The following is a 25,426-nucleotide window of genomic DNA, read 5'->3' as shown; positions in this document are numbered from 1 at the left end:
GATGCCTTCGATTCTGGGCACCGTGGCGCCCGGTGTTCAGGGGCGCCGCTTCCGTCGGACGGGACTTCCTGGTAACGGCAGTACCACCCTCGCGGGGCCCGCCGAGGCCATACTGGAAGGCATGGACGATCTCGCGAGCTTCCTGCGGACCCGGCGTTCCCGGGTCGCCCCGAAGGCCGTCGGCATCCCCACCGACAGCCGCCGCCGGGTCGAAGGACTGCGCCGCGAAGAGGTCGCGCACCTGTCCGGAGTCAGCGTCGATTACTACGTGCGCCTGGAGCAGGGCCGCGCGACCCAGCCCTCCGAGCAGGTCCTCGACGCGCTCGCCCGCGTCCTCGGCCTGGACGAGACCGAACGAGACCATCTCTCCCGGCTCGCCCGGCAGCGCCGCCGGCGCGCGAAAGTGCCGGGCGGGCGGGTCCGGCCGGAGATCTCACGCATCCTCGACCTGGTCACCGACGCCCCCGCGCTGATCATGGACCATCGCCTTGACGTGCTCGCGGGCAACCGCCTCGCCGGGCTCCTCTTCGGCCGGCCGCTGCCCGGCCTGAACACCGCCCGGCACATCTTCCTCGAGGAGGCCGAGCGCGGCCTGTACGCGGAATGGGAGAGCTGCACCCTCGATGTGGTCGGACACCTGCGCCTGGCCGCCGGAAAATACCCCGAGGACCCCCGCCTGGCCTCGCTCATCGGCGAACTGGCGATGGGCAGCGAGCGCTTCCGTCGCCTCTGGGCTCGCGCGGACGTGCGCGCCCGCACACATGGCCGCAAGGTGTACCGGCACCCGCTGGTCGGACTCCTCGAGTTGCACCAGGAGAATTTCGCGCTGCCCGACGAATCAGGCATGGAGCTGCTGGTGCTGACCGCGGCGGCCGGCAGCCCCGCCGCGGACGGGCTGCGCCTGCTGGCGGGCCTTGGCACGGCGGGCACGGAAAGCGGTGACGTGCTTCGCGCAGCGAACGCGCCGATCCGCAAGTAAGGGAGTTGGTCAGGCGGATACCGGGCGGGAGGGGTGCTCGGCGTTGAGGATGAACGCCATGCTGTCGTTCACCGGGGGCAGGCCGAGGACCGCTCGAGCGGCGGCCTCGCCGAAGACCGGTGCGTTCTTGAAGCCCTTCCCGGAGAAACCGGCACAGACGAAGACCGAGGGCATGGCCGGGTGTTCGCGCATGAACTCGATGCGTGAGTGCGTATAGGCCTCGAAGTACGCCTGGGCACGCATCGGGTAGTCCTCCAGCATCGGGAAGAGGTCCCGCGCGACCGCGCGGATGGGCTCGAGGTCCTCGTCGGCGATCCGCAGGGGCGCGGTGTCCGGGGACTCGACGGGCAAGTGGTCGCGGAATCCGACGCCGAGCTTCATGGCAAGGCCGTCGGCGGTCGGCAGCCCGTACGAGTAGTGGGGTTCGGTGCGCAGGTAGGGCAGCATGCCGTCGAGTGTGCTGCCGGCCGTGGGCAGGAACCACGAGGAGATGAGGCGCCGCGTCGCCAGGTAGGGGGCCATGTCCGGGAGGAGGGCGGCAGTCCATGCGCCTGCCGCGACGACGACCCGGTCGTAGCGTTGTGTGCCGTTGCCCGTCGCGATGTCGACCTGGGTGCCGACTTGGTTGATGGCGGTGACACGGCATTCGCGGAGGACCCGTGCGCCGCGTGCGATGGCCGCATCCGCTGCTGTACGTACCGTGCGCTCGGGAAAGATGATGCCAGCGCTCTTGTCGAGGATGGCGATCTCGTCCTCGTGCAGCCGGTAGTGCGGGAACCGGTGCTGTGCTTCCTCCCGAGTGAGTACCTCGGCGCCGCTGCCGAGTACGGCGGCGCTTTCGAGCGCGGTGCGCGTTGCGGGGCTGGCGGAGCTGCCGATGGCGAGGGCACCGGTCAGGTTGCGCAGTGTGCGCCCGGATTCCCTCTCGAGCTCGCGCCATATGAGGTCCGAGCGCCCCGTGATGGGCAGGTACTCGAGGTGTTCCACGTCGATGTGGCGAAACAGCCTGGTTTCTCCACCGGCCGCTCCCCGTGAGTGTCCGGGGCTGAAGAGTTCGTACCCGGTCGCGTCGGCGCCGAGCTTGGCGAGCTGCCAGAGCGTCTGCGCTCCGATGGTTCCCGTGCCGATGACGGCGATGCGAGGAGCGGGCATGTGGATCACATCTCGATTCCGGCGTACAGGCCGCGGTGGATCGGTTGGTCGTCAGGATCCCCTGGATTGTTCCTCTGCGTGCGCACGCCTTTGACACCGGGTGCGTTGTTAGGACACCGCGAGACGCGGATACGGACCTGGTCACCTCACGCAGGCGGTCGCACGAGGGGCTCCGCCACCTGTGGATCAATCGCCTGGGCGGGCAGTGATTCCGATTGGATGTGTTGGTCAGGCGCCGTCCCAGACCGGGGCGTCTGTCCCCCACAGGCCCGGCGGGCGTGCCCAGTTCGCCGGGCTCCCCTCGTACGAGATGGGCGGCAGCGCGTGCCGCAGTCGGCCCATGGGGCTGTCGGTCTCGGTCAGCCGGTGCGCGGCGTCGAAGCCCTCATCCCCGCCCGGGCCGGGTGCCAGGTCGTGGACCAACCAGTGCGCGGTCTGCGTAAGGGACAGGCGGACCAGCCGGGTGCCGCCGGTGCGGTGCTGCTCGGTGAGCGCGCGCAGCGCCCCGGCCGCGAGCAGATAGCCGGTGCCGTGGTCGAGAGCTTGGGCCGGCAGCACACCCGGCGAGTCCGGTGAGCCCTCCAACTCGGCGATTCCAGTGGCCGCTTGGACCATGCTGTCGAAGCCGCGCCGCTCGTGCCACGGCCCGTAACGGCCCCACGCGGAGAGTTGGGCGATCACGAGACCCGGACGGCGCTCGGCGAGCGCCTCGGGGGTCAGTCCGAACCGTTCCAGCGCGCCAGGCCGGTAACCGGTGACCACGACGTCTGCCGTCTCGAGCAGATCCCCGAAGACCCTGCGGTCCACCGCCTCTGCCAGGTCCAGCATGGCCGAGCGTTTCCCCATCCCTGTGTCGTTGTGGGCCTCCTGACTTTCCGGCAGTTGCGGGGCGTCGATCCGCAGCACGTCGGCGCCGAGCAACGCCAGCGTGCGGGTGGCGACCGGCCCGGCCAGCACCCGGGTCAGATCCAGGACGCGCAGCCCCGCGCACGGCAGTGCGGCACCACCGACCATCCGCTCGGGGGCTTCATCGATGCGCGTTGTCGTCAGCAACGGCTGCCCTGCAACCATGCCCCCCTGCTCACTCTTGGCCCAGTCCTCAGGGCCGCGTGCCGCGACGGCCAAACCGCCCCTCGCGTACACGCTCTCCTCCACCTCGAGCGCCGTAAGCCCGGCGATCGCCCTCGCCACCGCATCCACTGCCCCCTCGCCGATGTCCCCCGGCACACCAAGAGCGGCGAGCAATCGGGCCCGGTGGTGCGGGTAGTTGGCGTGCGTACGAACCCATCCATCCGCTGCCCGCCAGAATCGGGACAGCGGCGAGAAGGTCGACCACGCCTCGCCGTCGACCCGCACCAACCGGTCGCTGAGGAACGCCGTCGCGACCGCCTCGTCATCGACCCGCACACGCGGCACCGGGCGCCCTGTGCGCAGGGAAGCAAGCTCGGCAGCCGCGAGCGAGCACACCGCCACGGTGGCCCGAGCCAGCTCCATGACGGGCAGCCGCGCCGGCAGCCCTCCAGACGCGCCGCCGTAGGACACCCTGTCGAGCAGCGAAGAATCGGCACCCAGTGCCGCCCAAGCCTGCGAAGTCCCGGACATGATCGGAGAATTCATACCCGCACTGTGGCACTGAGGGCCACCTACGGGAAGGGTGCGCCGTCAACCGGGCGCTCGTCGACGCCCTAGCTGCGGTTGCCGCCATTCACGATCTGTCATGCCCCACAAGTGAAGCCGCCGGACACGCATCGCTCTCGCGCGTCCGGCGGCAGGATGAGGGGTCAGTTGTCCCTGTGGAGGGTCAGCTGTCCCTTCCCGTCTCTACTCGTACGGGATGACCACGACCGTGTCCGCGGCCCCCGTCTTCAGCTTGGCCGTGCCGTTGCCGATGGCGTTCCAGACCTCCAGGCGGACGCTGCCGCCCTTCAGTTCGCCGAGGTTGCCGGTGGCGGACTTCAGGCCCTTGGCCTGGGTGTACTCCTCCCAGCCGGTGACCGGGTCGCTCGCGAAGTACTGGTACGTCTCCATGCGGTCGTACGTCCCGTCGCCCGTCAGGTCGTACGAGATACGGGCCTGCTGGCCGAGCGCGACCGTAGATCCCGCGTCGACCTGGAGTCGGAAACTGGTCGAACTGCCGGACTTCACCTTGCCGTTGACGTTCTTGATGACGTAGGTGAGGGGCTGGTTCGGGCTGCCGTCGTGGTTGGCGCCGCCGGCGGAGGCGATGGTGTCGGAGCCGGTGGTGGTGGAGGTGGAGGTCGTGAGGGCACCGCCCGTGGCGAGGCGGAAGGTGTTGCCTGTGGGCGGGTCGGTGGGATCCTCCGGATCCTCGGGGGCGGTGCCGTTGCCGCTGGCCGTGGAGCGAGCCGGGACCGTCAGCTTGCCTCCGTCGGAGAAGGTGACGGTGACGGGCGAGGAGGTGTAGTTGTGAGCGGCGTAGGTGCGAGTGGTGCCCTTGGTGAAGACGGCGGAGGTGGGGATGGAGCCGGTCACCGAGGGGGTGGGGGTGCCCAGTGCGTCCAGGGTGGTGAGCCAGTGGTAGGTGTGAGCCTTGGACTCGCCGGCCTCGGGGGTGTAGGAGCCGTTGCCCGCGTCCCATTTGGACTTTGCGGCGGCGGGATCGGCCAGGGACTGGAACTCCCAGAGGATGTCCCGCCATTCGACGGCCGGTCCCCCGTTCTCGCGTTCCATCTCGGCGAGGTTGCGCTTGATGGCGGCCGGGTGGGCGGCCAGGTGCAGGGACGAACCGGAGGTGATGGGCAGGGCGTTGATGCCGTGGATCTCCTCGGGGTTCGCGGTCCACCAGGTGGAGTAGGCGCCGCCGCTGCCCCAGACCATGCCGACCGTGTCATGGCCGAAGCCGGAGGGGAAGACCTGCTCGTCGGCGTCGAACCAGTACTGGGCGATCGCTTCGGACTCGGTGGTCAGGAGGTGAGAGCCGAGGTCACGCAGTGAGGTGTCGCCGGTGGCCGAGCCCCACAGGACGAGCGCGGCGCTGAGCTGGGTGGACTCGGAGGAGGACTCCTGGTTGTTGCCGGCGGCGAAGGCCTGGTGGCCGGAGGCCCAGCTGTGGCCGGCGTAGACATCGAAGCCACGCAGGAAGGGGTAGGCGGAGTCGGTGCGGGAGGGGTTGGCGGTGTCGCGGATCAGCGTCTTGACCATGCCGCCCCAGGCGGAGTCGGCGGCCCATGCCTGGTCGTACTGGGCGACGATGGCGGCGGCGTAGATGTAGTAGCCGTAATGGAAGTGATGGTCATTCAGTTCGGCGTCGCTGCCGTACGAGGCCGGGTAGCCGATCAGGGTCCGCCAGTCCTTGTCGTAGCTGAACTCGTGTCCACCGCCCGCTGTGAACCACGCCTGCAGCTTGCCCTTGAGCAGGCCGATCAGCTTGTCACGGGTGCCGGTCTGCCCTATCTGGTCGGCTACGGGGACCAGTTGGGCGAGACGACCGAGCGCCTTGCCCGTCCAGTAGGTGTCGGTGGCGCCGTTGAACGGGTCGGAGGCGTTCGCGACATCGTTGAGGTAGCCGGTGAGGCGGGCCTTGTCCACGGCGGAGACGGACGGCAGCGTCGGCAGGACGGGGGACGCTTTCTGGGTGGTGGAGAAGGAGGCGCCCTCGCGTACCTTCATCGTGCCGCGCGGGGAGACGTAGGTGAGGTTGGTCAGCGTGGAGTCGGTGGCCTGCCACTGGTGGCGGTAGAGCGCCTGGAGGGTGCCGGTCTCGGTGCCCTCCTTCGGGGTGGTCTCCAGGGCGTAGGTGGCCTTGGTCTGGCCGGATGCCGTCGAGGACCAGGAGACCTTCGAGCCGGTGACGAAGGAGTACGCGTACTTCTTGTACGTGGCGAGGTCACCGGTCGAAGGGAGGACGGCGACGGAGAAGTAGTTCTTCGCCGAGGTCAGGGGCGCGGTGAGGGTGGAGCCGGAGATGGACCAGTCGGTGCCGGAGGGGGCGAAGAGCGCGTAGTGGTGGCCGCCGACGGTGATGCCGATGACGTTGCCCTGGTCGGAGAAGACGGTGGGCGCGTTGGCGGTGGTGACGCGGGCGTCGCCTCCGGAGCCGGTCGCGTAGACGAAGGGCAGGCCGTGGCCGATGGTGGTGCGCAGGGTGCGGGTGCCGTCGGACCAGTAGGGGGTGACGGTCCAGTCGGACCAGGAATCGGCTTTGGTGTCGGGTGAGTTGAGGCCGGTGAGACCGAGGGTGAGGTCCCTCTTGTGGGCGTACTCGTACTGGCGGCCGTCGCCGACCACCGCGGCCGAGGTCGGATAGCCGACGTCGAGACCGCCTGAGGCCGCCTGGTAGGTGAGGGGGTGGCCGTACATCGGCGTGGAGTACGGGTTGTCCGGGTAGCGCTGGAAGGCGAGCGACGACCACCAGTCGTTGGTGGGTACGGGCTTGTCCTTCGCGGCGGCGGTGACCTTGGGGGTGACGGCACCGCCGACGTTGTTGGTGGGGCCGACGGTGCCTGCCGGGCGGGTGTCGGAGTAGCTGCCGGAGCCGACCGGGATGGTGGCGGCGGAGGCGGGCGCGGCGGCGAGGGCGACCAGGCCGGTGGCGGCGAGTGCGGCCGAGGCGAGGCCGGCGACGGTGCGTCTGAGGGGTGGCCACACGCGGGACGCGCGGCGGTTGGTGGGCATGGGAGGCAGCTCCTCGAAGTCTTGACCGGACGGTCTGCTGAGAGCGCTCTCAGGCGCGGTGAACGTAGGACTCCCGAAGGGAGGGTGTCAATATCCGTGACAGAAATAGGAGTTGGCGATCACGGGGTGAAGCGGTGAGTTCGAGAGGTGACGGCGAGTAGGTGTGGTCTCCAGGTTTCCGGGGGCCGCATCCTGCCGCGCCCTGCCACGTCCACTCCGTCCTGCCGCGCCCAGCTACGTCTACCCCGTCCGCCGTACGGGTCGCACCGTCCGGTCATTTTTGGGATGCTGGCGCAACTGGCCTACATCTAGAAGGAGTTGCACCCGCAGCACTGTGCGCGGAGCGCCGTGCGCGCGGTAGGTAAACAGTTACGCCTTCGGCCGGAGGAGAACACCGTGGACCGCACTGGCGACCACCCCTCGACACCGAGTCACGGCAGCAACAGCAGCACCGGAAAGCAGGACGACGGCGCCCAAGGGCTCGCCATGCCCCACACCCGAGCGGCCGAGAGGCGCCGTGACGTCGCCCGCATCTTCCGAGACATCGACACCTTCGACCCGGACAAGTTCGTCGCCCACCTCACCAAGGACGTGGTGTTCCGCTTCGCCAACAACCCTGAACTGACCGGCCGCCCGGCGGTGCGGCAGGGCGTCGCCGACTTCTTCGCCACCATCGCGGGACTGTCGCACCGTCTGCTGCGCACCTGGGAAATGGGCGACATCGTCATCGTCCAGACCGAGGTCACCTACACCCGGACAGACGGCAAGCAGGTCACGGTCCCCAATGCCGACATCCTCACCTTCCGCGGTGACAAGGCGCGGGAGTGGCGCATCTACATCGACCTCACGCCGGTTTACGCGGACTGACCGCCCTGCAACTCACTGGCGAACGGGTGTGGTTAATTGCGCTCCGCACGGCGCACTCGTGATGTCAGGCGGCGCGCTTCACGTGACGGACCAGCCACATCAGCAGGGCGTCCAGGTCGGCGGCGGCCGAGAGGACCCGGTCGGCTGCCTCGGGGGTGTGCAGCCACGCCTCGCAACCGAGGGGGCGGGCGGCGATCAGAGAGCGGTGGCGCAGCAGGCTCGTACGGGGATGGTCTGTCGGATAACCGCGCGGGGGACGTTTCATCACGTCGCCGGAGATGTCGTAGCCCTTCGTGCGCACGTCCTCGATGATGTGGGACAGTTCGCGCCCGCTCCCCTCGGCGGCCACCGCTTTGCGGAACGCGTCGACCTGGCCGGGATCGGGATACCACCAGGCGCCCTGGATCTGGAGGCCGTCGAGGGAGAACCGAAGACTGATCTCGATCTTGCGGCCGAGCCGAATCACCGCGGCCTGGTGCTGCCACCACCAGGAGTTGGTGCGGTAGTGCCAGACGGAGAAGTCCTCGTACCGGGGCTCGGTGTCCGCGACAGCGTTGAGCAGGGCGATCATCGGCTGCCGGACCAGCCGTTCGCGGTCGGCACGGTAGCGCTCGCGAATCGCGTGGGACGGTTCGCCCTGGAGCTGGCACAAGACATCCATGGCCTGCTCCGGCCAGCCGGTGAACTTCTCGCGCATGCACGCAGGATAGCTCGCAGGGAGAACAGGAGGGGTGGGGTCCGATACTCAGTGGCGGTAAGCGGCTGTCGCGATCTCGACGAAGGACCTGATCAACGGGTTGGTGTCACCTTGGCGCGCTCGCCGCACCGCGCACGGGTCGACCCGTCGCGCACAGCCGACTCGACACGTCAGGCGAGGTCAGCACCCAGCGGGATCACCAGGTTTCGTCGCCCATCGATGACAGCGGCGCCCACGTATAGCGGACGCGCACACCGCGGCGGCGCAGCCAGGCTGTTTCATGGCGCCGGAGTTCGTGGGCGGACTCCGGGGCGATGGCACTGGGCCAGCGGACGAGTACCGCGGTGACGTGGCCTTTCTGCACGAGCTGGCGCACACGTCGCCACCCGCTGCGCTGGGCCGGGTCGGGCTCGCCAAAGGTGTCCGTGACGACCTCGGCGATGGTCAATCCTCGCTCCTGGGCGTAAGCGCGGCCTTCTGTCCGCGCGCACTGCGTGGCCGTCCCGTGCACGCCCGGGGTTCGGTCGGCGCATACGTACAGCACGACGGGAGACGAGGTTGAGCCAGGGGAACTCATGGATGCCTTCTTTGGGTGGACCGAGGAGGAGCTCGCCACGTGAAGGGGACGCTATCGAACAGCGCGGTGCCGACCAGCGCCCTTGGCTGGGGTCAGGGGCAGGCCGTCAACTCGGCCCACACGACCGTGCCTTCGGCTCGCGTGGAGTGGGTGGAGCCCCAGCGGTCGGCAAGTTCCTGGACGAGGAACAGGCCTCGCCCGCCCTCGTCGCAGGAATCGGCTTGGTGCTCGGGCGGGCGGATCGGGGTGCGGCCCTCGTCGTGGAGTTCGATCCGCAGGCGCTGCTCACCGCCGGTCAGCGTGAGACCGCACAGGACCTGTTCGCTGTCGGTGTGAAGGACAGCGTTCGTGGTCAGCTCCGAGACCAGCAGCACCGCGTCGGAACAGGTGTCGCCGGTCACCTGCCAGGCGCGGAGGCGGTGGCGAACGGTGTCGCGGGCGGCTCGTGCGCTGGCGCGCACTGCGGGCAGGCCAAACCAGTACTCGCGTCGCGGCACGGCCGTGGCTAAGCCGACAGGCGGGGCGGGAGTTGAGTGTGGGGGCAGAGTCACGAAATTCGCCTTCCAGGGCCTGTCGCGGGGCAGGCGCGGTGTGGGGGGTGCGGGCTGCAGCTCGAACAGTGCGAGGCGGATGCCCGGTCTGGTGCCCTGCGCCTGGGGTGGCGTCGCGGCGAGGGCATCACCTTCCCGCATCCGGCCGGGGCCGAATGCTGCGGCAGGGCTGTGACGCGACCGTGCATATGCCGACTATGCGCGTGATCACCTCACGCTGCAACCACCTCCCTGATAATTTCACCCAGCGGATATCACTCTGGCGTCATCATCAAGTCACTGCCAGAATGGCCTTGTTGATGAGCCCTCAGGAGGTCGGGCGTGAGTGAAGGCCGTTCCAGCACCAGCGCGCCGACAGTCCTGCGCATGATCCTCGCCCGTCGGCTGCAGGACATGCGGCTCGGCGCCGGTGCTTCGCTGGAGGACGCGGCCAGAGCACTGCGTGTCAAGACCCTGACGATCCGTCGGCTGGAAAAGGCCGAGGTCGCCCTGAAGCCTCTCTACGTGGAGAAGCTCCTGGAGACGTACGGCGCGGACCGCCGGGAGATCGACGAGTTCGTCGAGCTGGCCGAGCAGGCCAACGAGCCCGGCTGGTGGCACTCCTACCGCGACGCGGTCCCCAGCTGGTTCACCGCCTACGTCAGCCTGGAGACCGGCGCCAAGACCCTGCGCACCTACGAACCCCAGTACGTGTCGGGCCTTCTACAGACTCCCGATTACGCCCGCGCCGTGCTGCGCGGCGGACTGCCCAACGGCAGCGAGGAAGAGCTGACGCGCCGCGTGGAACTGCGGCTGCGGCGTCAGAGCCTGCTGGACCGGGAGGACGCGCCCACCCTGTGGGTGGTCATGGAGGAAGCTGTCCTGCACCGCCAAGTGGGCAGCCCTGACGTGATGCGGGAACAGATCGAGCGGCTCCTGGAGGTGTCCGAACTCGCCCACATCAGCCTCGACATCGTGCCCTTCACGGCAGGTGCGCACGTCGGGGCATGTGCCCCGTTCACGTATTTCCGGTTCGAGGAACCCGAGTTGCCCGACATCGTGTACAGCGAACTCCTCTCGGCCGCCCTCTACTTGGACCAGCGCGCGGACGTCGTCGCCCACCTCGAAGCGCATTCCAGAATGGCGCTACTGACGTCATCCGAGGACAGCAGGGCCCTTTTGAACCACATGCGCAAGGAGTACTCGTGACGGTGACCGACGAGGGTGTCTACAACGGGATGCCGGCCCACGAACTCGGGGACCAGGGCTGGGAGCGCCCCTGGAGCGGGCCGAACGGCGGGCAGTGCGTCGAGATGAAAAAGCTCGCCGACGGCCGCGTGGCCCTACGGCAGTCGACCGATCCCGGCGGACCGGCACTGATCTGCACGCCGGAGGAGATCGCCGCGTTCCTGCGCGGCGTCAAAGAAGGCCTGGCCGATCATCTGACCGCCGGGTGAACCTGCGACGGGCACACGGGAGAGACCACCGGTGCCCTACCTGGCCTGTGGGCCGACAGATACACGCACGAAGGGAACAAAAAAAATGCCCCCCAGTCAGACCGGCCGGTATCTCGACACGAGCAAGGCGCATTCGGCCCGCATGTACGACTACTTCCTCGGAGGCAAGGACCACTTCGAGGTCGACAAGGAGGCGGCCCTGGTCGCCGCCAAGGCCCACCCCGGCCTTCCGGTGACCGCCCGCGAGAACCGGGCGTTCATGCACCGGGCCACCCGTGTGCTGGCCCAGGAGCACGGTATCCGCCAGTGGCTGGACATCGGCACAGGTATCCCGACCGAACCCAACCTGCACCAGGTCGCCCAGTCCACCGTGCTCGACGCCCGCGTCGTGTACGCCGACAACGACCCTCTCGTCCTCAAGTGCGCCGAACGCCTCATGCGCAGCACGACGCAGGGACGCACGGCCTACATCGAGGCCGATGTCACCGACCCCGACGCACTGATGCGCGCCGTCGAAGACTCCGACGTCCTGGACTTCAGCCAGCCCGTCGCCCTCTCCCTCAACGCACTCATGCACTTTGTAACCGACCCGCACGATCCCTACGCCATCGTGCGCCGGCTCCTCGACCCGCTGCCCACCGGCAGCGCCCTCGCCATGAACCACTGCACGCCCGACTTCGACCCCGTCACCTGGAACAACGTCGCAGAGGCCTATACGAACTCCGGGACTCCGGTCCAGTTCCGTTCACACAGCGACATCCGCGCCTTCTTCGACGGGCTCGACCTGATCGAACCCGGGATCTGCTGCTGCCACCGCTGGCGCCCCACCGAACCCGCCGACGGGACAGAGCCCACGGACGCTCAGATCAGCCTCTTGGCGGGCGTGGGCATCAAGCGCTGACCAGGGACGCGTCGAAAACCGGGGCGGCCGCTCCTTGCGTTGGCGACAGAGGGCCAGGACACCGGCCGTTCGGGCCGCATGAGGAGGGGAGCGGCTGGGCACCCCCTCCCTCGGGAACACCCGGGCCTCACAAGAGTCCGGCCCACAGAGGGGTAGGTCCAGTACCCCACCGACTACACCGACAGTGCGCAGTCCTACGAGGGCACGGACCGCGCCTGGTGGCGACTGACGCGCCCCTGATCGACGCAGGCCTGCCCGCTCACTGGAAGACGAAGGCCGGTCGAGAAGACGGTCATACCCGCTCGCCCAGTCCGGCAGCCCCGCGGGTGTACCGGTGGTGGCCACCGCCAACGACAAGGCGGTCGAGGCCCTCGGCTGCGGTCTGCGCTCCCCCGGCACGCTCCTCGTCTCGCTCGGCACGTACGTCGCGGGCATGACGACGGGCCCGCGCAACGTCAAGAACGCCACGGACTTCTGGACCAACTACGCGTCCCTGCCGCACTCGTACCTCTACGAGTCCGGAGGCGTACGACGCGGCATGTGGACGGTCAGCTGGTACCGGGACCTGCTCGGCGAGGAGGCGGCCGCCGAGGCCCGCGCGGCGGGAGTGAGCGTAGAGGACCACCTCAACTCCGAGGCGGCGAAGGTCGCACCGGGCTCCGACGGCCTGATGACGGTCCTGGACTGACTCGCGCCCGGCGAGGCCCCGTTCCGCAAAAGCTCGATCCTCGGCTTCGACGGACGCCACGGCAGCTCCCACATCTACCGCTCCATCCTGGACGCGCTCGCCATGACGATCCACGACTCGGCGGCCCGGATGGCGAAGGAACTCGGCACCGAGTACGGCGAGGTGATCGTCTCCGGCGGCGGCTCACGCTCCGACCTCATGATGCAGATCCAGGCCGACGTGCACGGCCTCCCGGCCCGCCGCGCCGAGGCACCCAGCGCCGCGGGCCTCGGCTCGGTGATCTGCGCGGCGGTGGGCCCGGGCGTGTACACGGTGGTGACGCGGTCGTGGGCGACGTCGATGTCCTAGTTCCCACGCCCTCTCCCGGCGCCACCGCGTCCTGCGCCCCGCCCCGTCAGTACCCGCTCATGCGGCGGCCCGGTCCAGCGCGATGACCTCGACCTCGATCTGCCAGTCGGGCTGGGCCAGCGAGACGACTTCCACGAGGGTGTCGGCCGGGTAGGGCTGGGCCAGGAACTCGCCGCGCAGCGTGATCACGTGCGGAAGGTTCGTCGCCATGTCCCGCACGAAGATACCGACCTTGATCACGTCCGCGAAGGTCAGACCGGCCGCCTCCAGCACCCGTCCGACGTTCCTGAATGCCTGCCGCCCCTGCGCCAGGAATCCGCCCTCGACGGTCGTCCCGTCCTCCTCGAAGCCGGCCTGTCCAGAGACGTACACGAAGCCCCCGGCCCGGACGGCCTGCGAGATCCGGTACGGCGCGTACCAGTCCGGCGTGGTCGCGATCTTCTCTACGCGCCTCGCGGTGGCCGCGCTCTCATTGCTGGACATGCGTCTCCCCTGTCTCGGCGGGTCCCGGCAAGCCCACGACCCACGATTCCACATCCCATGCGGTTACGTTACGAAACGTTCCGTAACGCCTCGGAAGTTAGATCAGCCGGGGCACCCTTGTCAAAACGAAACGTAACGTCACGCAAGCCGTAGGATCAGGCCCATGGCCCCCGACCCGAACAGTGAACGGCGCAGCGCGCGTGCCCGCCGGGCGATCCTCGATGCGGCATTCGACCTGGTGAGCCGCAAGGGCTTCGCGAAGGTGACCATCGAGGCCATCGCCGCCCAGGCCGGCGTGGGCAAGCCCACGATCTACCGTTGGTGGCGCTCCAAAGGGGCCGTGATGCTGGAAGCGATGAACGAGGAACTCGGCGACGACTTCGCCTACCCCGACACCGGTGACATCGCCGCCGACCTCACCACCCAGATCACGGCGGTGAGTCAGCGGCTGATCACCGGCAAATTCAGCGAGGCGTTCAAAGGCGTCATGAGCGAGGCACAGAACGACCCCGCCCTGATGAAGGCGTTCCGCGAAACGATCCTCGAGCCCAGCCTCGTGGAATGCCGGGCACGCCTGGATTCCGCTGTCGCTGCCGGGCAGCTTCGCTCCGACGTGCCCATCGACGTGATGGTCGACCTCCTGTACGCGCCGATCCACTACCGGCACTTCCTGGGCTTCGGCGACGACGCGGTCAGGCAGAGCGCCGATCTCATCCCCCATGTCCTGCTCGGCCTGCGGCCCCGGCCGGACACGGGGTGAACGGTCGGCGCCCGGCCATTCGTTGCGGATGCTGTGATGCTGTGGGCCAGCTCGGGTCTGGTCACCTCACCCGGCCGCCAGGCGGCGGGGCGAGGCGGTGTACGGACAGGCCCACGCACGTACACGCACCCGCACCCGCACCCGCACCCGCACCGATCTCGCAGGTGCACCGATCTCACATGCGCTGGACGCTCGCGTCACCGTTGGCCCCAGCACCATGATCCGGCACGGAGCGAGCCTGGCCTCAGGACAACCACGGTCACATCCCGCAGACTCGAAGTAGGGCTTCCGGTCGACCGCGTCTGAGAGGTCAGATCGTGTACGACGTGCCGCTGTGGCTGTGGCTGGTTTTCGCCGTCACCGTACTGGTGTCGCTGGCGGTCGATCTGCTTGCGCACCGGGAGGCGCACGTCATCGGCTTTCGGGAGGCCGCCGCCTGGAGCGGAGTCTGGGTGGGCCTGGCCATCACCTTCGGCGCCGTCGTCTTCCTCGTGGTCGGGTCGGATGCCGGGGTGGAGTACACGACCGCGTGGCTGCTGGAGAAGAGCCTGTCGGTCGACAACCTCTTCGTCTTCGCCCTGATCTTCGGCTACTTCAAGGTGCCCCGCGCCTACCAGCACCGGGTGCTCTTCCTCGGGGTTCTCGGCGCGCTGGTCTTCCGCGGCATCTTCCTTGCCGCCGGCGTGGCGGTGGTCAGCCGCTTCACCGCCGTCCTGTTCGTCTTCGCGGCCATCCTCTTCTACAGCACCTACAAGATCGTCAAAGGGGAGGACGACAGTTTCGACCCAGGCAAGAGCATCGCCGTGCGTCTGCTGCGCAAGGTCGTCCCTGTGCGGGACGAGTACGCGGGGACCCGCTTCTTCGTCAAAGAGGCCGGCCGACGCGTCGCGACCCCACTGCTGGCCGTCGTGGCCGCAATCGAAGCCGCAGACCTCGTCTTCGCCGTTGACAGCGTCCCCGCGGTCCTGGCCGTCAGCAGCGACGCCTTCATCGTCTACACCAGTAACGCCTTCGCCATCCTGGGGCTGCGCGCCCTGTACTTCATGCTCGCCGGCCTGCTCGACCGCTTCCACTACCTCAGCGTGGGGCTCGCGTTCATCCTCTCCTTCATCGGCATCAAGCTCGTCCTCCAGGCGTCCCACAAAACGATCAGTGCTGCCATCCCCGAGATCCCCTCGCTTCTCAGCCTCGGGGTCATCGTCGTCGTCCTGGCCATCTCCGTCGGCGTCAGCATGCTGCGCCCCCCGCCAGACCACACCCACACCCCACTTACGGACACGGCCGAGCCTGCAGATTCCTCACCCAAGAGCACCTCCGGCGACCCCCCTCAACCGCCGACCGGGCCGCGCGATCCAGACGAACCGCCTGACACCAAATGAGCGCCGATTGCCGACCGCGGATCGGCCACCGACCTACCGGCTGAAACAAATCACCCAAAACCCTACCAATAGGCATTAAATTTGTCGTAAAATTTCGGTTATGAAAACTCAGCGGAGATCCAGGACGAAGCCGCCAGCCCAACACGTCTGCCACTCGTGCCAACAGCCGGTGGACGCCGTTCTGAAGCGGCACAAAACCATGGGCGTGTACGTAGCCCTCTGGGTTGCGGGCCCCTGCCACCATCCGCAGTGCGACCAGTACGTACCGGAGCAGGTGGCGATCAGCTCGGTACGCAGTGCCACCTGGAAGAATCTGACCGGCTGGACAGGCCGCCCCTGAGTGCCCTTGCCCCACGGCGGTACGGCGGCTCGCTCCGAGACTGCGCCTGGCGTGCTCCCCGACCCGGCAAAACCACCGATCAACCGATTAACCGGTGGCATCGAAACCGCACGATCTCTCGCAGTCGACACCACCGGTCCTGAACTCCCCGGACGCCGGGGCATCCCGTTGCACCGGCCCCGCGGTTGAGGCGAAACCGACCGTGGAGGGGAGCTGCGCGCCCGGAACCGCCCGCTCCAAGTCTCCTCTCCAGGCAAGAAATTGGAGCTTCCCGCACAGCTTTGGCGCGGCGCACTTCCCCTACGTCATCCGCCCCCGGCCGCTCACGATCGCCATCTGGCAAGACCTGCCCGACCTTCCCCGCCCTTGACGTATGCCGATATCGGCATACGATTGATCCATGGCACGAGCAGCGACCACGTCGGACGTCTTCAACGCGATCGCCGAGCCGCAGCGCCGGGAGATCCTGGCGCTCCTGCGGGCGGGTGAGCGCTCGGTGACCGAGCTGGCCCAGGAGTTGGGGATGACCCAGCCGGGGGCGTCCAAACACCTGCGGGTACTCCGGGAGGTCGGGCTGGTACGTGACCGCAAGGCTGGCAAGCAGCGCCTGTACGGCCTTGACGCCGGCGGGCTGAAACCCGTCCACGAGTGGACCGGCGGTTTCGAGCAGTTCTGGAACGAGAGCTTCGACCGCCTGGACGCCTACGTGCAGGACCTGAAGCAGACCAGGGAAACGGAGTAGCGGATGAGCACGACAGAGCACGGAACGCCGGCGGAGTCGGCAGGGTCGGCGACAGCCGACCGCGCGATCGTCATCTCCCGGATCATCGACGCCCCACAGGAGCTGGTGTTTGAGGCGTTCACCGAGGTGCGGCACCTGTCGCGATGGTGGGGTCCGGAAGGATTCACCACCACCACGCGGGCGTTCGAGTTTCGCGTCGGCGGAGAGTGGGACTTCGTGATGCACGGACCGGACGGGACGGACTACCAAGAGTGGATCACCTGGACCGAGCTCACCCCGTCGGAGCGGATCGCGTTGCTTCACGGTGAGTCCCGCGACGACCCGAACGCCTTCGAGTCGGTCCTGACGTTCGAGCCCAATGGCACGGCGACGCGTATCGAGATGCGCACTCTGTTCCCCACCAAGGAGCTGCGCGACGAGGCGGCCGAGAAGTATCACGCGATCGAGGCCGGCCGGCAGACCCTGAGCAACCTGGCGGCCTACGTCACCGAGACCGTTCGCAAGGGAGCTGAGAGCTGATGGCCGGGAAGGTGTTCTTCAGTGTGTCGATGTCGCTGGACGGTTTCATCGCGCCCGAGTCCTCCGAGGAGTTGATGGGGAAGCAGTGGATGGAGCTGCAACAGTGGGTCTTTCCTCAGCGGTTCTTCCGGGAGAACCTGCATCTGGGCAACGGCGGCGAAGAAGGGCGCGACAACGACATCGTGCGGGAGACGTTCGAGCGCACGGGCGCCAGCGTGATGGGCAAGAACATGTTCGACGCCGGCGAGAAGATGTGGCCGGAGGAGGCACCGTTCCACACGCCGGTCTTCGTCGTGACGCACGAGAAACGTGACCCCTGGGAGCGACCCGGCGGCACCACATTCCACTTCGTCAACGACGGGATCGAGTCCGCCCTCGACCGGGCCCGCGAGGCGGCCGGCGAGCGGGACGTCCGGGTCGCGGGCGGCGGCGCAACGATCCTGGAGTACGTGAACGCCGGTCTGATCGACGAGTTCTCGATTGCGCTCTCCCCCGTGCTGTTCGGCTCCGGGATCCGCCTGTTCGACGGTGTGGATGCCGGCCGCGTAGCCCTGGAGCAGGTCCACTCAGAGCCCTCCCCGAGGGTGACGCATGTGACGTACGCCGTCCGGGAGCGGTGACTTTCCCGAACTCGGCGCTCTTGCACCACAGTTAACTTCCACGGTCGCCCCGGACCGCCCTTGCTACCGCCCTGACGTCGGCATCCCCGCGAAAGGCCCAGGAAAGTACAGATGGTGGACTGGCTGGACGAGCACGGCGTGGCGACAGACGAGATCGCCCTGGATTTCGATCACGCCTTCAGCATGGCTGAGGCCCTGGTGGAGGAGGGTCTGCTCATCGGCGAAGTGATGGCGGACCTGCATGAGATCGACGTGGTCCTCAGCGGGATGTACGACGACGAGAACGCTGATCGGTGGACAAGGGGAGCCCTATCCACCGACAACGGCTGGGCTCAGGCCCGACAATTGGCCCGCCAGGTTCTCGTCGCGGAACTGGGCGAGTGGCAGCAGCCACTTCCGGTGATCACGGTTATCCGGTGACGAGCCGCTGACCAAGCAACCAGAGCGTCCCACTCGATGGCCTGCGTGGCGACCGGTCGACGCGGGCGAGATCACGCACTGACCTTCGCGCGGCCTTGGTCGTCTTTTAGGGTCATCTCCATGACGACCGACACGGGGACCACCAGTTCGCTCTTCGACGCCCTCCGGGCGGATGCCCTGACCAGCCCAGATCAGCTGCGTGAGCTCTATCCGCAGGCGAATCCGAACGCATTTCGCAAGGAGATCGACCGCCTGACCGACCAGACCCGCGCGCTGATCGGCTGTTCGTCCCTGGTGTTCATCGGCAGCGCCGACTCCGAAGGCAGGGCGGATGTGACCCCGCGCGGCGGCCCGGCCGGCTTCGTCTCGGTACTGGACGAGGTGACCCTGGTGATCCCCGACGCGACCGGCAACAAGCGGCTCGACACCATGCACAACGTGCTGCAGACGGGACACGTCGGCCTCCTCTTCCTCATCCCCGGTCGGCCGACCACGCTGCGCGTCAACGGCCGCGCGTGCGTAACGGCCCGCCCAGAGTTGCTCGCGCAGCTCACCTCCGTCGGCAAGCCGCCCGTCAGCGCGCTGGTCGTGCAGGTCGACCAGGTATACCCCCACTGCCCCAAATCGCTGATGCGCGCCCATGCGTGGCAGCCGGAGAAGTGGATACCCGCCGACGCGCAGCCGCCCAGCGCCGAGGTGACGCTGGCCCAGCTGAACCTGCCGGGCCTGACGGTTGAACAGATCGAGGAGGCCGAGAGGGAGTCACTGCGCCTGCGCTTCGAGTGAATCGGACTGAGGCGAAGGCGACCCGCCGGCGGCTACGCGAAAGCCAGCCCGTGACCGGGCGGGATGGAGTCCTCGAGCCGAGCGTGCCAGATCGACATTCGTTGAGGGGGTTGGTCGCCCTCGAATTATTCAGGCTCCACCAGCCCGGTGGCTACGAGCACGCCCATGAGAATCATGAAGCATCCGATGATCAACGGACCGGATCGGGCCGCCCCCTCCCCGGCGGCAGCATTAGCCCGCCCGAAGAAATTCCGCTGACTCACTGCTTTCTCCCCAAATTTCCTTCTGGTTGCTATCAACGTAATTCCTATGATGAAAGCAAAGACCGCAACAAAAATCCGCACAATCCCTCCTCTCAATTTACGGACCGGGCATCTGCAAGCGAGACTCCGGTCAGCGATACTTGATGAGAACGCCGATGTTGACTCTCTCGCTTCTCTCACATGACCCCTCCCGCTACGAATCCGAGCCCCCGATAGGCGGGTATTTACGCCACGGGACATTGTCCGGTCGGGTCCTGGTAGCCGCCGGAGAACCGGTGGGGCTGGGAGACCTTTTCGCTGCTCGCCGCTCGGGTGCCACCGCGGGGGCTGTAGCCGCACGAGTTCACCTTCGCGTCGGACTCGTCCGCTGTGGCGACGACGGAGCCGAGGGCGTCGGTGAGGTAGTAGTGAGCCTTGCCGTCCCGGGTCATGGAGTTGAGTGTGCCCCCGGGTTCCCGGTTGACGCCCGTGCCCACACCGGCAGTTGAGGTGGCCGACCGGTCCGTGGTGGACCCCCGTTCACTGGCGCGAAAGCCACACTCGCTTGCCCCCGGCCACCCCAGCTGCCGCAGTTGCGCCGCGCCGAGCCTGTTGTGCTCGGCCACGGCCTCGGTGCCTCGCGTTCGGTCGCGGCTTCGGTCTGCCGATCGTAGGCCCCATGCCGCTTGTTTGGCCTGGTTCGCCAGGTCGTCCCGCCTTCGGGCACTTGCTGCGCGCCGCGCCGCCGAGCGCCGAAGACGGTGGGACTTCTATGGCTGCAGATCTCCACAGGCAGGACAGCAGTGGTAACAGAATTTGCCGGAATACTTCTCCTGGTTCATGCGGGACTGGTGGGCTGACCGCGCTCAACTCATCGATCACAGGAGGCGCGCGTGAATCTCGTCGTCAACGGCGACGCGGAGAGCGGGGTCGGCGGCACCGCCGACCCCGTCTCGAAGGTCCGTGGCTGGAACATCACCCAGGGAGCCCCTGCGCTCATCGCCTACAGTCTCGGCGGCGGTTACCCGACCGCGTCGGACCCCGGCCCGGCCCGCCGCGGCAGCCGCTTCTACTCGGGCGGAATCAGCCCGCGCACCGTGCTGGTGCAGGACGTCGACCTGCCCAGGAGCGGTCCGACCGGACGCCGCGCCGTCGACGCGGGCAAGGTCCGCTACACGCTGGCCGGCTGGCTCGGCGGATTTGCCGCACAGGAGGACGGCGCGCGCCTGTCCGTGGAGTTCCGCGACGCCAAGAACACCCCCGTGGCCCTCAGCGTCCTGGGCCCGGTCAGCGCGGCCGACCGGCAGAACAAGACGGGGCTGCTCGAGCGCACGGCCGAAGCCGCCGTACCGCCCACCGCCCGCTCGGCGCGCATCCTGCTCGTCTTCACGCGCAGCGGCAGCGGCACCTCCAACGACGGCTACGCGGACGCCCTTTCCCTCACCCTCAGCGCCACCGGAGGCCGTCGATGACCGTCAACCGTCGTGACCTGCTCAAGTCCGCAGCGGCCGCCGGTGCGCTCAGCCTCGCCTGGCCCCTCGCCCCCGGCCTGACCCCGGCGCAGGCCCGCGAGGCCGCCGAGAAGCTGGGCGCCCAGTACGATTCCGCGCCCTTCACGCTCGGCGTCGCCTCCGGTGATCCGCAGCCGCACTCCGTGGTGCTGTGGACCAGACTCGCGCCCGAACCGCTGGCCGCCGAGCAGCAGCTTCCCGAGGTCGTCGAGGTGGAGTGGGTCCTGGCCAAGGACGCCGGACTCCGCCGTGTCGTCGCCCGAGGCAAGGCGCCCGCTTCTGCGACGCTGGGTCACAGCGTGCACGTCCCGGTGGACGGCCTGGCCCCGGGCCGTCATTACTGGTACGCGTTCAAGGCGCTGGGCAAGACGTCCCGTGTGGGGCGTACGAAGACGGCACCGCGCGGACGCGTCGAAAAGGTCACCTTCGCCGCCGCCAACTGCCAGGCCTTCCACGACGGTTTCTACGCCGCCCACCGCGGCATCGCCCGCGAGAAGGTCGACTTCGTCGTCCACCTGGGCGACTACATCTACGAGCACGGCCAGGTCGGCGGCGTGCCCGAGCAGCACGTGCGCGACCATGACGGCCCCGAAATCCTCACCCTGGCCGACTACCGCAAACGGCACGCCCTCTACAAGGGCGATCAATCGCTGCGCGAGGCGCACGCCGCCCATCCATGGTTCTTGACCTGGGACGACCACGAGGTCGTCAACGATTACAGCGGCACCGGCGGCGGCGCCCCGTTCATGCGGCGCCGCGCGGCCGCCTACCAGGCCTGGTACGAGCACATGCCCCATCGCGACTCCTTCGGCGGCTCGGCGCTGCCCGACCCCGAGATCCACCGGGTGCGGCGCTGGGGCGACCTGCTGGAACTGGCCATCCTCGACCTGCGCTCCTACCGCTCGGCGCAGAACCTGCCCGACGGCACCATCCTGGGCGCCGAGCAGAAGACGTGGCTGAAGAAGACCATCGACCGGGCCCCCGACGCCTGGCACGTATGGGCCAACTCGATCATGCTGAGCCAACTGCGGGGCCGTCCCGGCGGCTCGTACATGTTCACCGACCAGTGGGACGGCTTTCTGGCTGAGCGCAAGGAAGTCCTTGAGCACGTGCATCACAGCGGTCTGGAGGACCTGGTCGTCGTCACCGGCGACTGGCACTCCGCCTTCGTCGACGACCTCCGCACCGACTTCGACGAACCGCAATCTCCCCTCATCGGCACCGAGTTCACCGCCCACTCGATAACCTCCGGCGCCTACTCCCCCGACTGGAACGCCACCAACGGCCCAATGATGGGCCAGGCCAACCCGCACCTGAAGTACTTCGAGGGCAACCGGTACGGCTACGACGTGTACGAGGTGACACCGCAACGCTTCAGCGCGCACATGCGGGTCATCGACGACCGCCGTGACCCACACTCCCCCGTCAGCACGCTGACGACATTCCATGTCGACCGCGGCACGAGCGGGTCCTACGAAGACAACGACACGAAGAAGTCGCCTGCGCAGTACCGCAGGGACTGACACTCAACTGCCCGTGCCCCGGCCAAAGAGCCTGGGACACGGGCAGTTACCGTCACGCACGTACACGAACACACACCCGCTTCCACCCGCCGCCCTCCCGTTCCCTTCCGAACGTCCTACCCCCTCATGCCACGACTCAGGCACCAGGCCGCCGGCGGCGACCAGGACGCGCCGTCATCCAGACCGGCACCGAGCCGCCGCTCACGCGTCCGTTCCAAGCGCCCGTCCGTACCTCACGCCCCGGCGAACCCGTCGATGCGCTCTCGGATCAGGTCGGCATGGCCATTGTGGCGTGCGTACTCCTCGATCATGTGAACCAAGATCCAGCGCAGCGAGACCCCTGGATCTCCTACGTGGCCGGCTTCCTGATCTGACAGGTGGCCGGAGTCGTCCAGTGAGGCGGCAGCGATGAGCTCTCGTCCCCGATCAACCTCCCTCTGCCAGATCGCCATGGCTTCTTCGAGTCCTCGGTCTTCCGCAAGTGCAAAACCGTCGACATTGCTCTCTTCGAAGACTGCGGGCAGGTCCTGGCCGGCCTGCGAACACGTGCTGGAACCAGTTGCGCTCCACCACAGCCAGGTGCTGGACGAGACCCAGCAGGGTCATCGACGACGGCACCGCCGAAGCCAGCCGTAATTGATCATCTCTGAGGCCGGAGCACTTCAAGACGAGAGTGGCACGATGAAAGTCGAGCCACGCTTCCAGCATGGCGCGCTCACCAGCATGCGCGGGCGGGACAGGGCGTCCATCCGGTGTCGTAGTCATGGCTGCAATGTGGCACGAACCGCCATGCTCTGCACGGGTCTTCGCTGGCGACGAACATCTGCGATCACCCCGTCCCACGGGGTCAGCGAATCGACGCCCTCCGTGTCAGCTGAGGATCTCGGCCGCCTTGGTCATCGCCCCTCCTGCGTCACCGGTGTTGATCGTTCCTGCTGGCTCAAACAGCAGGATCGCGGTCTCCTCGTCCGCCACAGGGCAGTGCTCGACGCCGCGGGGCACCACGAACAGCTCACCGGGTTCCAGCACCACATCGCCATCCCGGAGCTGAATGGTGAGTCGCCCGCTGATGACCAGGAACAGCTCATCCGTGTCCTCGTGGGTGTGCCAGACGAATTCCCCTTTCAGTTTGGCCAGCTTGACCTCGTAGTCGTTGAGGACGGCCACCTTCTTCTGCGACCACAGCTCGCTGAACTGCGACAGCTTGGCGGCGATGTTGACAGGGGCAGAGGCAGGAGCAGGAGCAGGAGCAGCAGAACTCGACACCGAAAATCTCTCCTCAAGGCTGGGCAACAGGGAACGGCTTCAGCCCTTCCCGCTTGCATCACCACCCTGCCGTGCTCGGACTCCGCCGGTCTTGTACGTTCCTGGCATGACCGGTGACCACCCCCGCACGTCCATCAGCGCCTGGAAGCCGTCAGTCCCAGGAATCGCCGAGGTCTTCCACGCACACTTCACCGACCACGCGTACCCGACCCACACCCACGACACGTGGGACCTGATGATCCTCGACCACGGCTCGGTCGACTTCGCCCTCGACCGCCGCCGCCATGACGCGACCGGCACCGCCAGCGTCCTCCTGCTGCCACCCGGCGTCCCCCACGACGGCCGGACCGTCACCGCGACAGGCTTCCGCAAACGCAACCTCTACCTCGATGACTCCGTACTCCCACCGCATTTGGCCGGCCGAGCGGTGGACACTCCCGTCGTCGACGACGGGGTACTGCGCCATCGGATCCACCAACTGCACGACGCTCTCGCCCATCCCGGAGACCGCTTCGAAGCCGAGTCCCGCCTGTCGTTCATCCGCGAGCGGCTCCACTTCCACCTCGCCGCGCTCCAGCACCGCGCACCGGGGCGTGAGGCCAACCGGCTCGCCGCCGAGCTGCGGGCGCTACTGGATTCACGAATACCCACCGGCATATCCCTGCGCGAGGCCGCCGCCATATTGCACGCCCACCCCACGCACCTGATCCGCTGCTTCAAACAGACATACGGCCTGCCGCCACACACCTACCTCACCGGTAAGCGCATCGACCAGGCACGGCGCCTCCTGCTCGACGGTCACCGGGCCACTGACGTTGCCACAACCGTGGGGTTCCACGACCAAGCCCACTTGAACCGACACTTCGCACGCCACGTGGGCACCACACCAGCGCGTTACCAGCGCACGCGCACCGGTTCAGCCGCCGCTCCTTCCTGAAGAAGTACCATGCCGTGTCCAGGAGTTGGCGCGCTCGGGAACGCTCCTTTTACGCCCCTCCCGCACCCGAGCCGGCCGACCGCAGCGCGACGCCCTCCCTCAAGTGGGGCCAGTTCGAGGAGAGCGCGCCGCGCGCGGCCGGCCGGGCGCCGGGGGCAGTTGGCGATAGGTGACCGTGCGCCCTGCGGGTGGCGTAATGCCGGTCAGCGGACCTTGGTCAGCTCACCCTTGTCCTTGAGAGTGGCGATCCCCCTGGCCCACAAGGTGTTGACCCGCTGGCGCTCCGTCGCGTTGGGGTAGGCGTTGGTGCAGGACGTGCCGGGGCCGCCACCCGACATCAGCTCGCTGCACGGGCCCGAGTAGTGGTCGGGCAGACCCAGCACGTGTCCCGTCTCGTGAGAGGTCACCCGCGTGGAGTTGTACTGCTGGTTTTGGCGGTAGTCCAGGAAGATGTAGCCGTGCCCGCGCCCATCGGTCGAGGCGTACGAACCGCGCGAGTCGTTGCCCTCGCGGTACTCGAAGTCGGCGCCCGAACTGGACTCCTGCAGCTTGACGTTGCTGACCGAGGAGTTCCAGATCTGCGTGCTCTGCGCTATCTGGCTGCGGAAGCTCGGCGCGCGGGTCGTGCGGTAGCGCACGGTGACGACCTGGACGCCCGGCTGCGCCGCCTGCTTCTTCAGTGCCGACTTCATGACGGCATCGAAGAACTCCTTGTTGGCGGACGCCTCCTCGGCGGAGCCCGAGTACGCCGATATGGTGTTCGGTGAGGCAGACTTGAGCGCGTCGGGTGCGGGCGCTGCGAACGCCGAGGGCGCGGCGGCCAGCGAGCCGACCAGAGCGGCGGCGCCGAGGACGGCCAGGAGGTTGGTGCGGGATCTGGAACGGGATCTGTTCATGGGGGTGAGTCCCTTTTTCGGATGTCCGGTGGCCTCGAGGGCCGGGGCGTCCGGGAGCCTTCGGAGCGCGAGGGCACCTCAGGTCCCGGGACCGGGGCCCGTTGGGTGCGGGCCTGCGGTCGCAACGAGTATCGGGAAGGCGGGGCTCATCCGCACCGATACCATTCGGCG

Annotated in this window: 25 protein-coding genes and 3 pseudogenes; 17 read left to right on the top strand and 11 right to left on the bottom strand. The window is 68.0% G+C overall.

Translation table 11 applies throughout. The annotated features are described in order from the left end of the window. Nucleotides 1–121: 121 nt before the first annotated feature. Nucleotides 122–979, top strand: coding sequence for a helix-turn-helix transcriptional regulator (locus ACZ5U5_RS16450; protein WP_469021703.1), 858 nt, complete (start codon nt 122–124; stop codon nt 977–979). Between the two features lie 9 nt (nt 980–988). Here ACZ5U5_RS16450 and ACZ5U5_RS16445 read toward each other — a convergent pair whose 3' ends face one another. The 3 genes from ACZ5U5_RS16445 to ACZ5U5_RS16435 form a co-directional block, all read right to left on the bottom strand. Beyond that, nucleotides 989–2,131: an FAD-dependent oxidoreductase gene (locus ACZ5U5_RS16445; RefSeq protein WP_469021700.1), complete on the bottom strand. Its 1,143-nt coding sequence runs from the start codon at nt 2,129–2,131 to the stop codon at nt 989–991. Between the two features lie 228 nt (nt 2,132–2,359). After that, nucleotides 2,360–3,748 carry a CoA transferase gene (locus ACZ5U5_RS16440; RefSeq protein WP_469021697.1) on the bottom strand — a complete coding sequence of 463 codons (1,389 nt, stop codon included), beginning with the start codon at nt 3,746–3,748 and terminating at the stop codon, nt 2,360–2,362. Between the two features lie 204 nt (nt 3,749–3,952). Next, on the bottom strand, nt 3,953–6,766 hold the full coding sequence (locus tag ACZ5U5_RS16435) for a glycosyl hydrolase (protein ID WP_469021694.1): 2,814 nt from the start codon (nt 6,764–6,766) through the stop codon (nt 3,953–3,955). A 396-nt stretch (nt 6,767–7,162) separates the two neighbouring features. Between ACZ5U5_RS16435 and ACZ5U5_RS16430 the strand changes: the two genes are divergently transcribed. Beyond that, nucleotides 7,163–7,633, top strand: coding sequence for a nuclear transport factor 2 family protein (locus ACZ5U5_RS16430; protein ID WP_469021691.1), 471 nt, complete (start codon nt 7,163–7,165; stop codon nt 7,631–7,633). A 64-nt stretch (nt 7,634–7,697) separates the two neighbouring features. Here ACZ5U5_RS16430 and ACZ5U5_RS16425 read toward each other — a convergent pair whose 3' ends face one another. The 3 genes from ACZ5U5_RS16425 to ACZ5U5_RS16415 all read right to left on the bottom strand — a co-directional run bounded on the left by ACZ5U5_RS16425 (nt 7,698) and on the right by ACZ5U5_RS16415 (nt 9,368). Beyond that, nucleotides 7,698–8,330, bottom strand: a complete 633-nt coding sequence (locus ACZ5U5_RS16425; RefSeq protein ID WP_469021689.1) for a DUF2461 family protein — start codon at nt 8,328–8,330, stop codon at nt 7,698–7,700. Between the two features lie 196 nt (nt 8,331–8,526). Beyond that, the gene (locus ACZ5U5_RS16420) at nt 8,527–8,778 is read right to left on the bottom strand and encodes a hypothetical protein (RefSeq protein WP_469021686.1); all 252 of its coding nucleotides are present in this window, start codon (nt 8,776–8,778) and stop codon (nt 8,527–8,529) included. A 221-nt stretch (nt 8,779–8,999) separates the two neighbouring features. Then, nucleotides 9,000–9,368: an ATP-binding protein gene (locus ACZ5U5_RS16415; protein WP_469021684.1), complete on the bottom strand. Its 369-nt coding sequence runs from the start codon at nt 9,366–9,368 to the stop codon at nt 9,000–9,002. A gap of 411 nt (nt 9,369–9,779) precedes the next feature. Here ACZ5U5_RS16415 and ACZ5U5_RS16410 point away from each other — a divergent pair, with 411 nt between their 5' ends. The 5 genes and pseudogenes from ACZ5U5_RS16410 to ACZ5U5_RS16390 form a co-directional block, all read left to right on the top strand. Continuing rightward, nucleotides 9,780–10,646, top strand: coding sequence for a helix-turn-helix domain-containing protein (locus tag ACZ5U5_RS16410; RefSeq protein ID WP_469021682.1), 867 nt, complete (start codon nt 9,780–9,782; stop codon nt 10,644–10,646). Continuing rightward, a complete protein-coding gene (locus ACZ5U5_RS16405; RefSeq protein WP_469021681.1) occupies nt 10,643–10,894 on the top strand; it encodes a DUF397 domain-containing protein in 252 nt (83 codons plus the stop codon). Before ACZ5U5_RS16410 ends, ACZ5U5_RS16405 begins: the two co-directional genes overlap by 4 nt. Nucleotides 10,895–10,979: 85 nt before the next feature. Beyond that, nucleotides 10,980–11,795 (top strand): SAM-dependent methyltransferase, encoded by an 816-nt coding sequence (locus ACZ5U5_RS16400; protein ID WP_469021680.1) that lies wholly within the window; start codon nt 10,980–10,982, stop codon nt 11,793–11,795. 337 nt (nt 11,796–12,132) lie between these two features. Then, a complete protein-coding gene (locus tag ACZ5U5_RS16395) occupies nt 12,133–12,483 on the top strand; it encodes a hypothetical protein (RefSeq protein ID WP_469021679.1) in 351 nt (116 codons plus the stop codon). Between the two features lie 15 nt (nt 12,484–12,498). After that, nucleotides 12,499–12,831: pseudogene (locus tag ACZ5U5_RS16390) on the top strand (FGGY-family carbohydrate kinase); the annotation flags it as partial. Between the two features lie 57 nt (nt 12,832–12,888). On the opposite strand, the gene ACZ5U5_RS16385 reads toward ACZ5U5_RS16390, so the two are convergent. Continuing rightward, nucleotides 12,889–13,314 carry a RidA family protein gene (locus ACZ5U5_RS16385; RefSeq protein WP_469021678.1) on the bottom strand — a complete coding sequence of 142 codons (426 nt, stop codon included), beginning with the start codon at nt 13,312–13,314 and terminating at the stop codon, nt 12,889–12,891. Nucleotides 13,315–13,477: 163 nt separating this feature from the next. On the opposite strand from ACZ5U5_RS16385, the gene ACZ5U5_RS16380 reads away from it, so the two are divergent. The 7 genes from ACZ5U5_RS16380 (at nt 13,478) to ACZ5U5_RS16350 (ending at nt 18,880) form a co-directional block, all read left to right on the top strand. Next, a complete protein-coding gene (locus ACZ5U5_RS16380; RefSeq protein WP_469021676.1) occupies nt 13,478–14,074 on the top strand; it encodes a TetR/AcrR family transcriptional regulator in 597 nt (198 codons plus the stop codon). Between the two features lie 317 nt (nt 14,075–14,391). After that, nucleotides 14,392–15,453 carry a TerC family protein gene (locus ACZ5U5_RS16375; protein ID WP_469021674.1) on the top strand — a complete coding sequence of 354 codons (1,062 nt, stop codon included), beginning with the start codon at nt 14,392–14,394 and terminating at the stop codon, nt 15,451–15,453. 740 nt (nt 15,454–16,193) lie between these two features. Beyond that, entirely contained in the window at nt 16,194–16,535 is a 342-nt protein-coding gene (locus ACZ5U5_RS16370; RefSeq protein WP_469021673.1) for an ArsR/SmtB family transcription factor, read from the top strand. A 3-nt stretch (nt 16,536–16,538) separates the two neighbouring features. After that, the gene (locus tag ACZ5U5_RS16365) at nt 16,539–17,054 is read left to right on the top strand and encodes an SRPBCC family protein (protein WP_469021670.1); all 516 of its coding nucleotides are present in this window, start codon (nt 16,539–16,541) and stop codon (nt 17,052–17,054) included. Further along, nucleotides 17,054–17,674 (top strand): dihydrofolate reductase family protein, encoded by a 621-nt coding sequence (locus ACZ5U5_RS16360; RefSeq protein WP_469021668.1) that lies wholly within the window; start codon nt 17,054–17,056, stop codon nt 17,672–17,674. The genes ACZ5U5_RS16365 and ACZ5U5_RS16360 overlap by 1 nt, the downstream gene beginning before the upstream one ends. Before the next feature lie 111 nt (nt 17,675–17,785). Beyond that, nucleotides 17,786–18,094, top strand: a complete 309-nt coding sequence (locus ACZ5U5_RS16355; protein WP_469021665.1) for a hypothetical protein — start codon at nt 17,786–17,788, stop codon at nt 18,092–18,094. 120 nt (nt 18,095–18,214) lie between these two features. Next, nucleotides 18,215–18,880, top strand: coding sequence for an MSMEG_1061 family FMN-dependent PPOX-type flavoprotein (locus tag ACZ5U5_RS16350; RefSeq protein WP_469021664.1), 666 nt, complete (start codon nt 18,215–18,217; stop codon nt 18,878–18,880). A 505-nt stretch (nt 18,881–19,385) separates the two neighbouring features. On the opposite strand, the pseudogene ACZ5U5_RS16345 reads toward ACZ5U5_RS16350, so the two are convergent. After that, nucleotides 19,386–19,640, bottom strand: a pseudogene (locus tag ACZ5U5_RS16345) (hypothetical protein); the annotation flags it as partial. A 375-nt stretch (nt 19,641–20,015) separates the two neighbouring features. On the opposite strand from ACZ5U5_RS16345, the gene ACZ5U5_RS16340 reads away from it, so the two are divergent. Together ACZ5U5_RS16340 and ACZ5U5_RS16335 are read left to right on the top strand one after the other, a co-directional pair. Then, nucleotides 20,016–20,594 carry a phosphoesterase gene (locus ACZ5U5_RS16340; RefSeq protein WP_469021661.1) on the top strand — a complete coding sequence of 193 codons (579 nt, stop codon included), beginning with the start codon at nt 20,016–20,018 and terminating at the stop codon, nt 20,592–20,594. Beyond that, nucleotides 20,591–22,156, top strand: a complete 1,566-nt coding sequence (locus tag ACZ5U5_RS16335) for an alkaline phosphatase D family protein (protein ID WP_469021659.1) — start codon at nt 20,591–20,593, stop codon at nt 22,154–22,156. Before ACZ5U5_RS16340 ends, ACZ5U5_RS16335 begins: the two co-directional genes overlap by 4 nt. A gap of 233 nt (nt 22,157–22,389) precedes the next feature. On the opposite strand, the pseudogene ACZ5U5_RS16330 reads toward ACZ5U5_RS16335, so the two are convergent. Both ACZ5U5_RS16330 and ACZ5U5_RS16325 read right to left on the bottom strand, forming a co-directional pair. Beyond that, nucleotides 22,390–22,864: pseudogene (locus ACZ5U5_RS16330) on the bottom strand (DinB family protein). A gap of 162 nt (nt 22,865–23,026) precedes the next feature. Further along, nucleotides 23,027–23,422 (bottom strand): cupin domain-containing protein, encoded by a 396-nt coding sequence (locus ACZ5U5_RS16325; RefSeq protein WP_469021657.1) that lies wholly within the window; start codon nt 23,420–23,422, stop codon nt 23,027–23,029. Nucleotides 23,423–23,528: 106 nt separating this feature from the next. Between ACZ5U5_RS16325 and ACZ5U5_RS16320 the strand changes: the two genes are divergently transcribed. Further along, a complete protein-coding gene (locus ACZ5U5_RS16320) occupies nt 23,529–24,359 on the top strand; it encodes a helix-turn-helix transcriptional regulator (RefSeq protein ID WP_469021654.1) in 831 nt (276 codons plus the stop codon). Nucleotides 24,360–24,562: 203 nt separating this feature from the next. Here ACZ5U5_RS16320 and snpA read toward each other — a convergent pair whose 3' ends face one another. Further along, nucleotides 24,563–25,255, bottom strand: a complete 693-nt coding sequence (gene snpA / locus ACZ5U5_RS16315; RefSeq protein WP_469021652.1) for a snapalysin — start codon at nt 25,253–25,255, stop codon at nt 24,563–24,565. Nucleotides 25,256–25,426: the final 171 nt, after the last annotated feature.

It is taken from the genome of Streptomyces sp. NPDC033177, from assembly GCF_055577715.1.
Note: the sequence above shows the minus strand (reverse complement) of the source record. Positions and strands in the feature narration are given on the sequence as shown.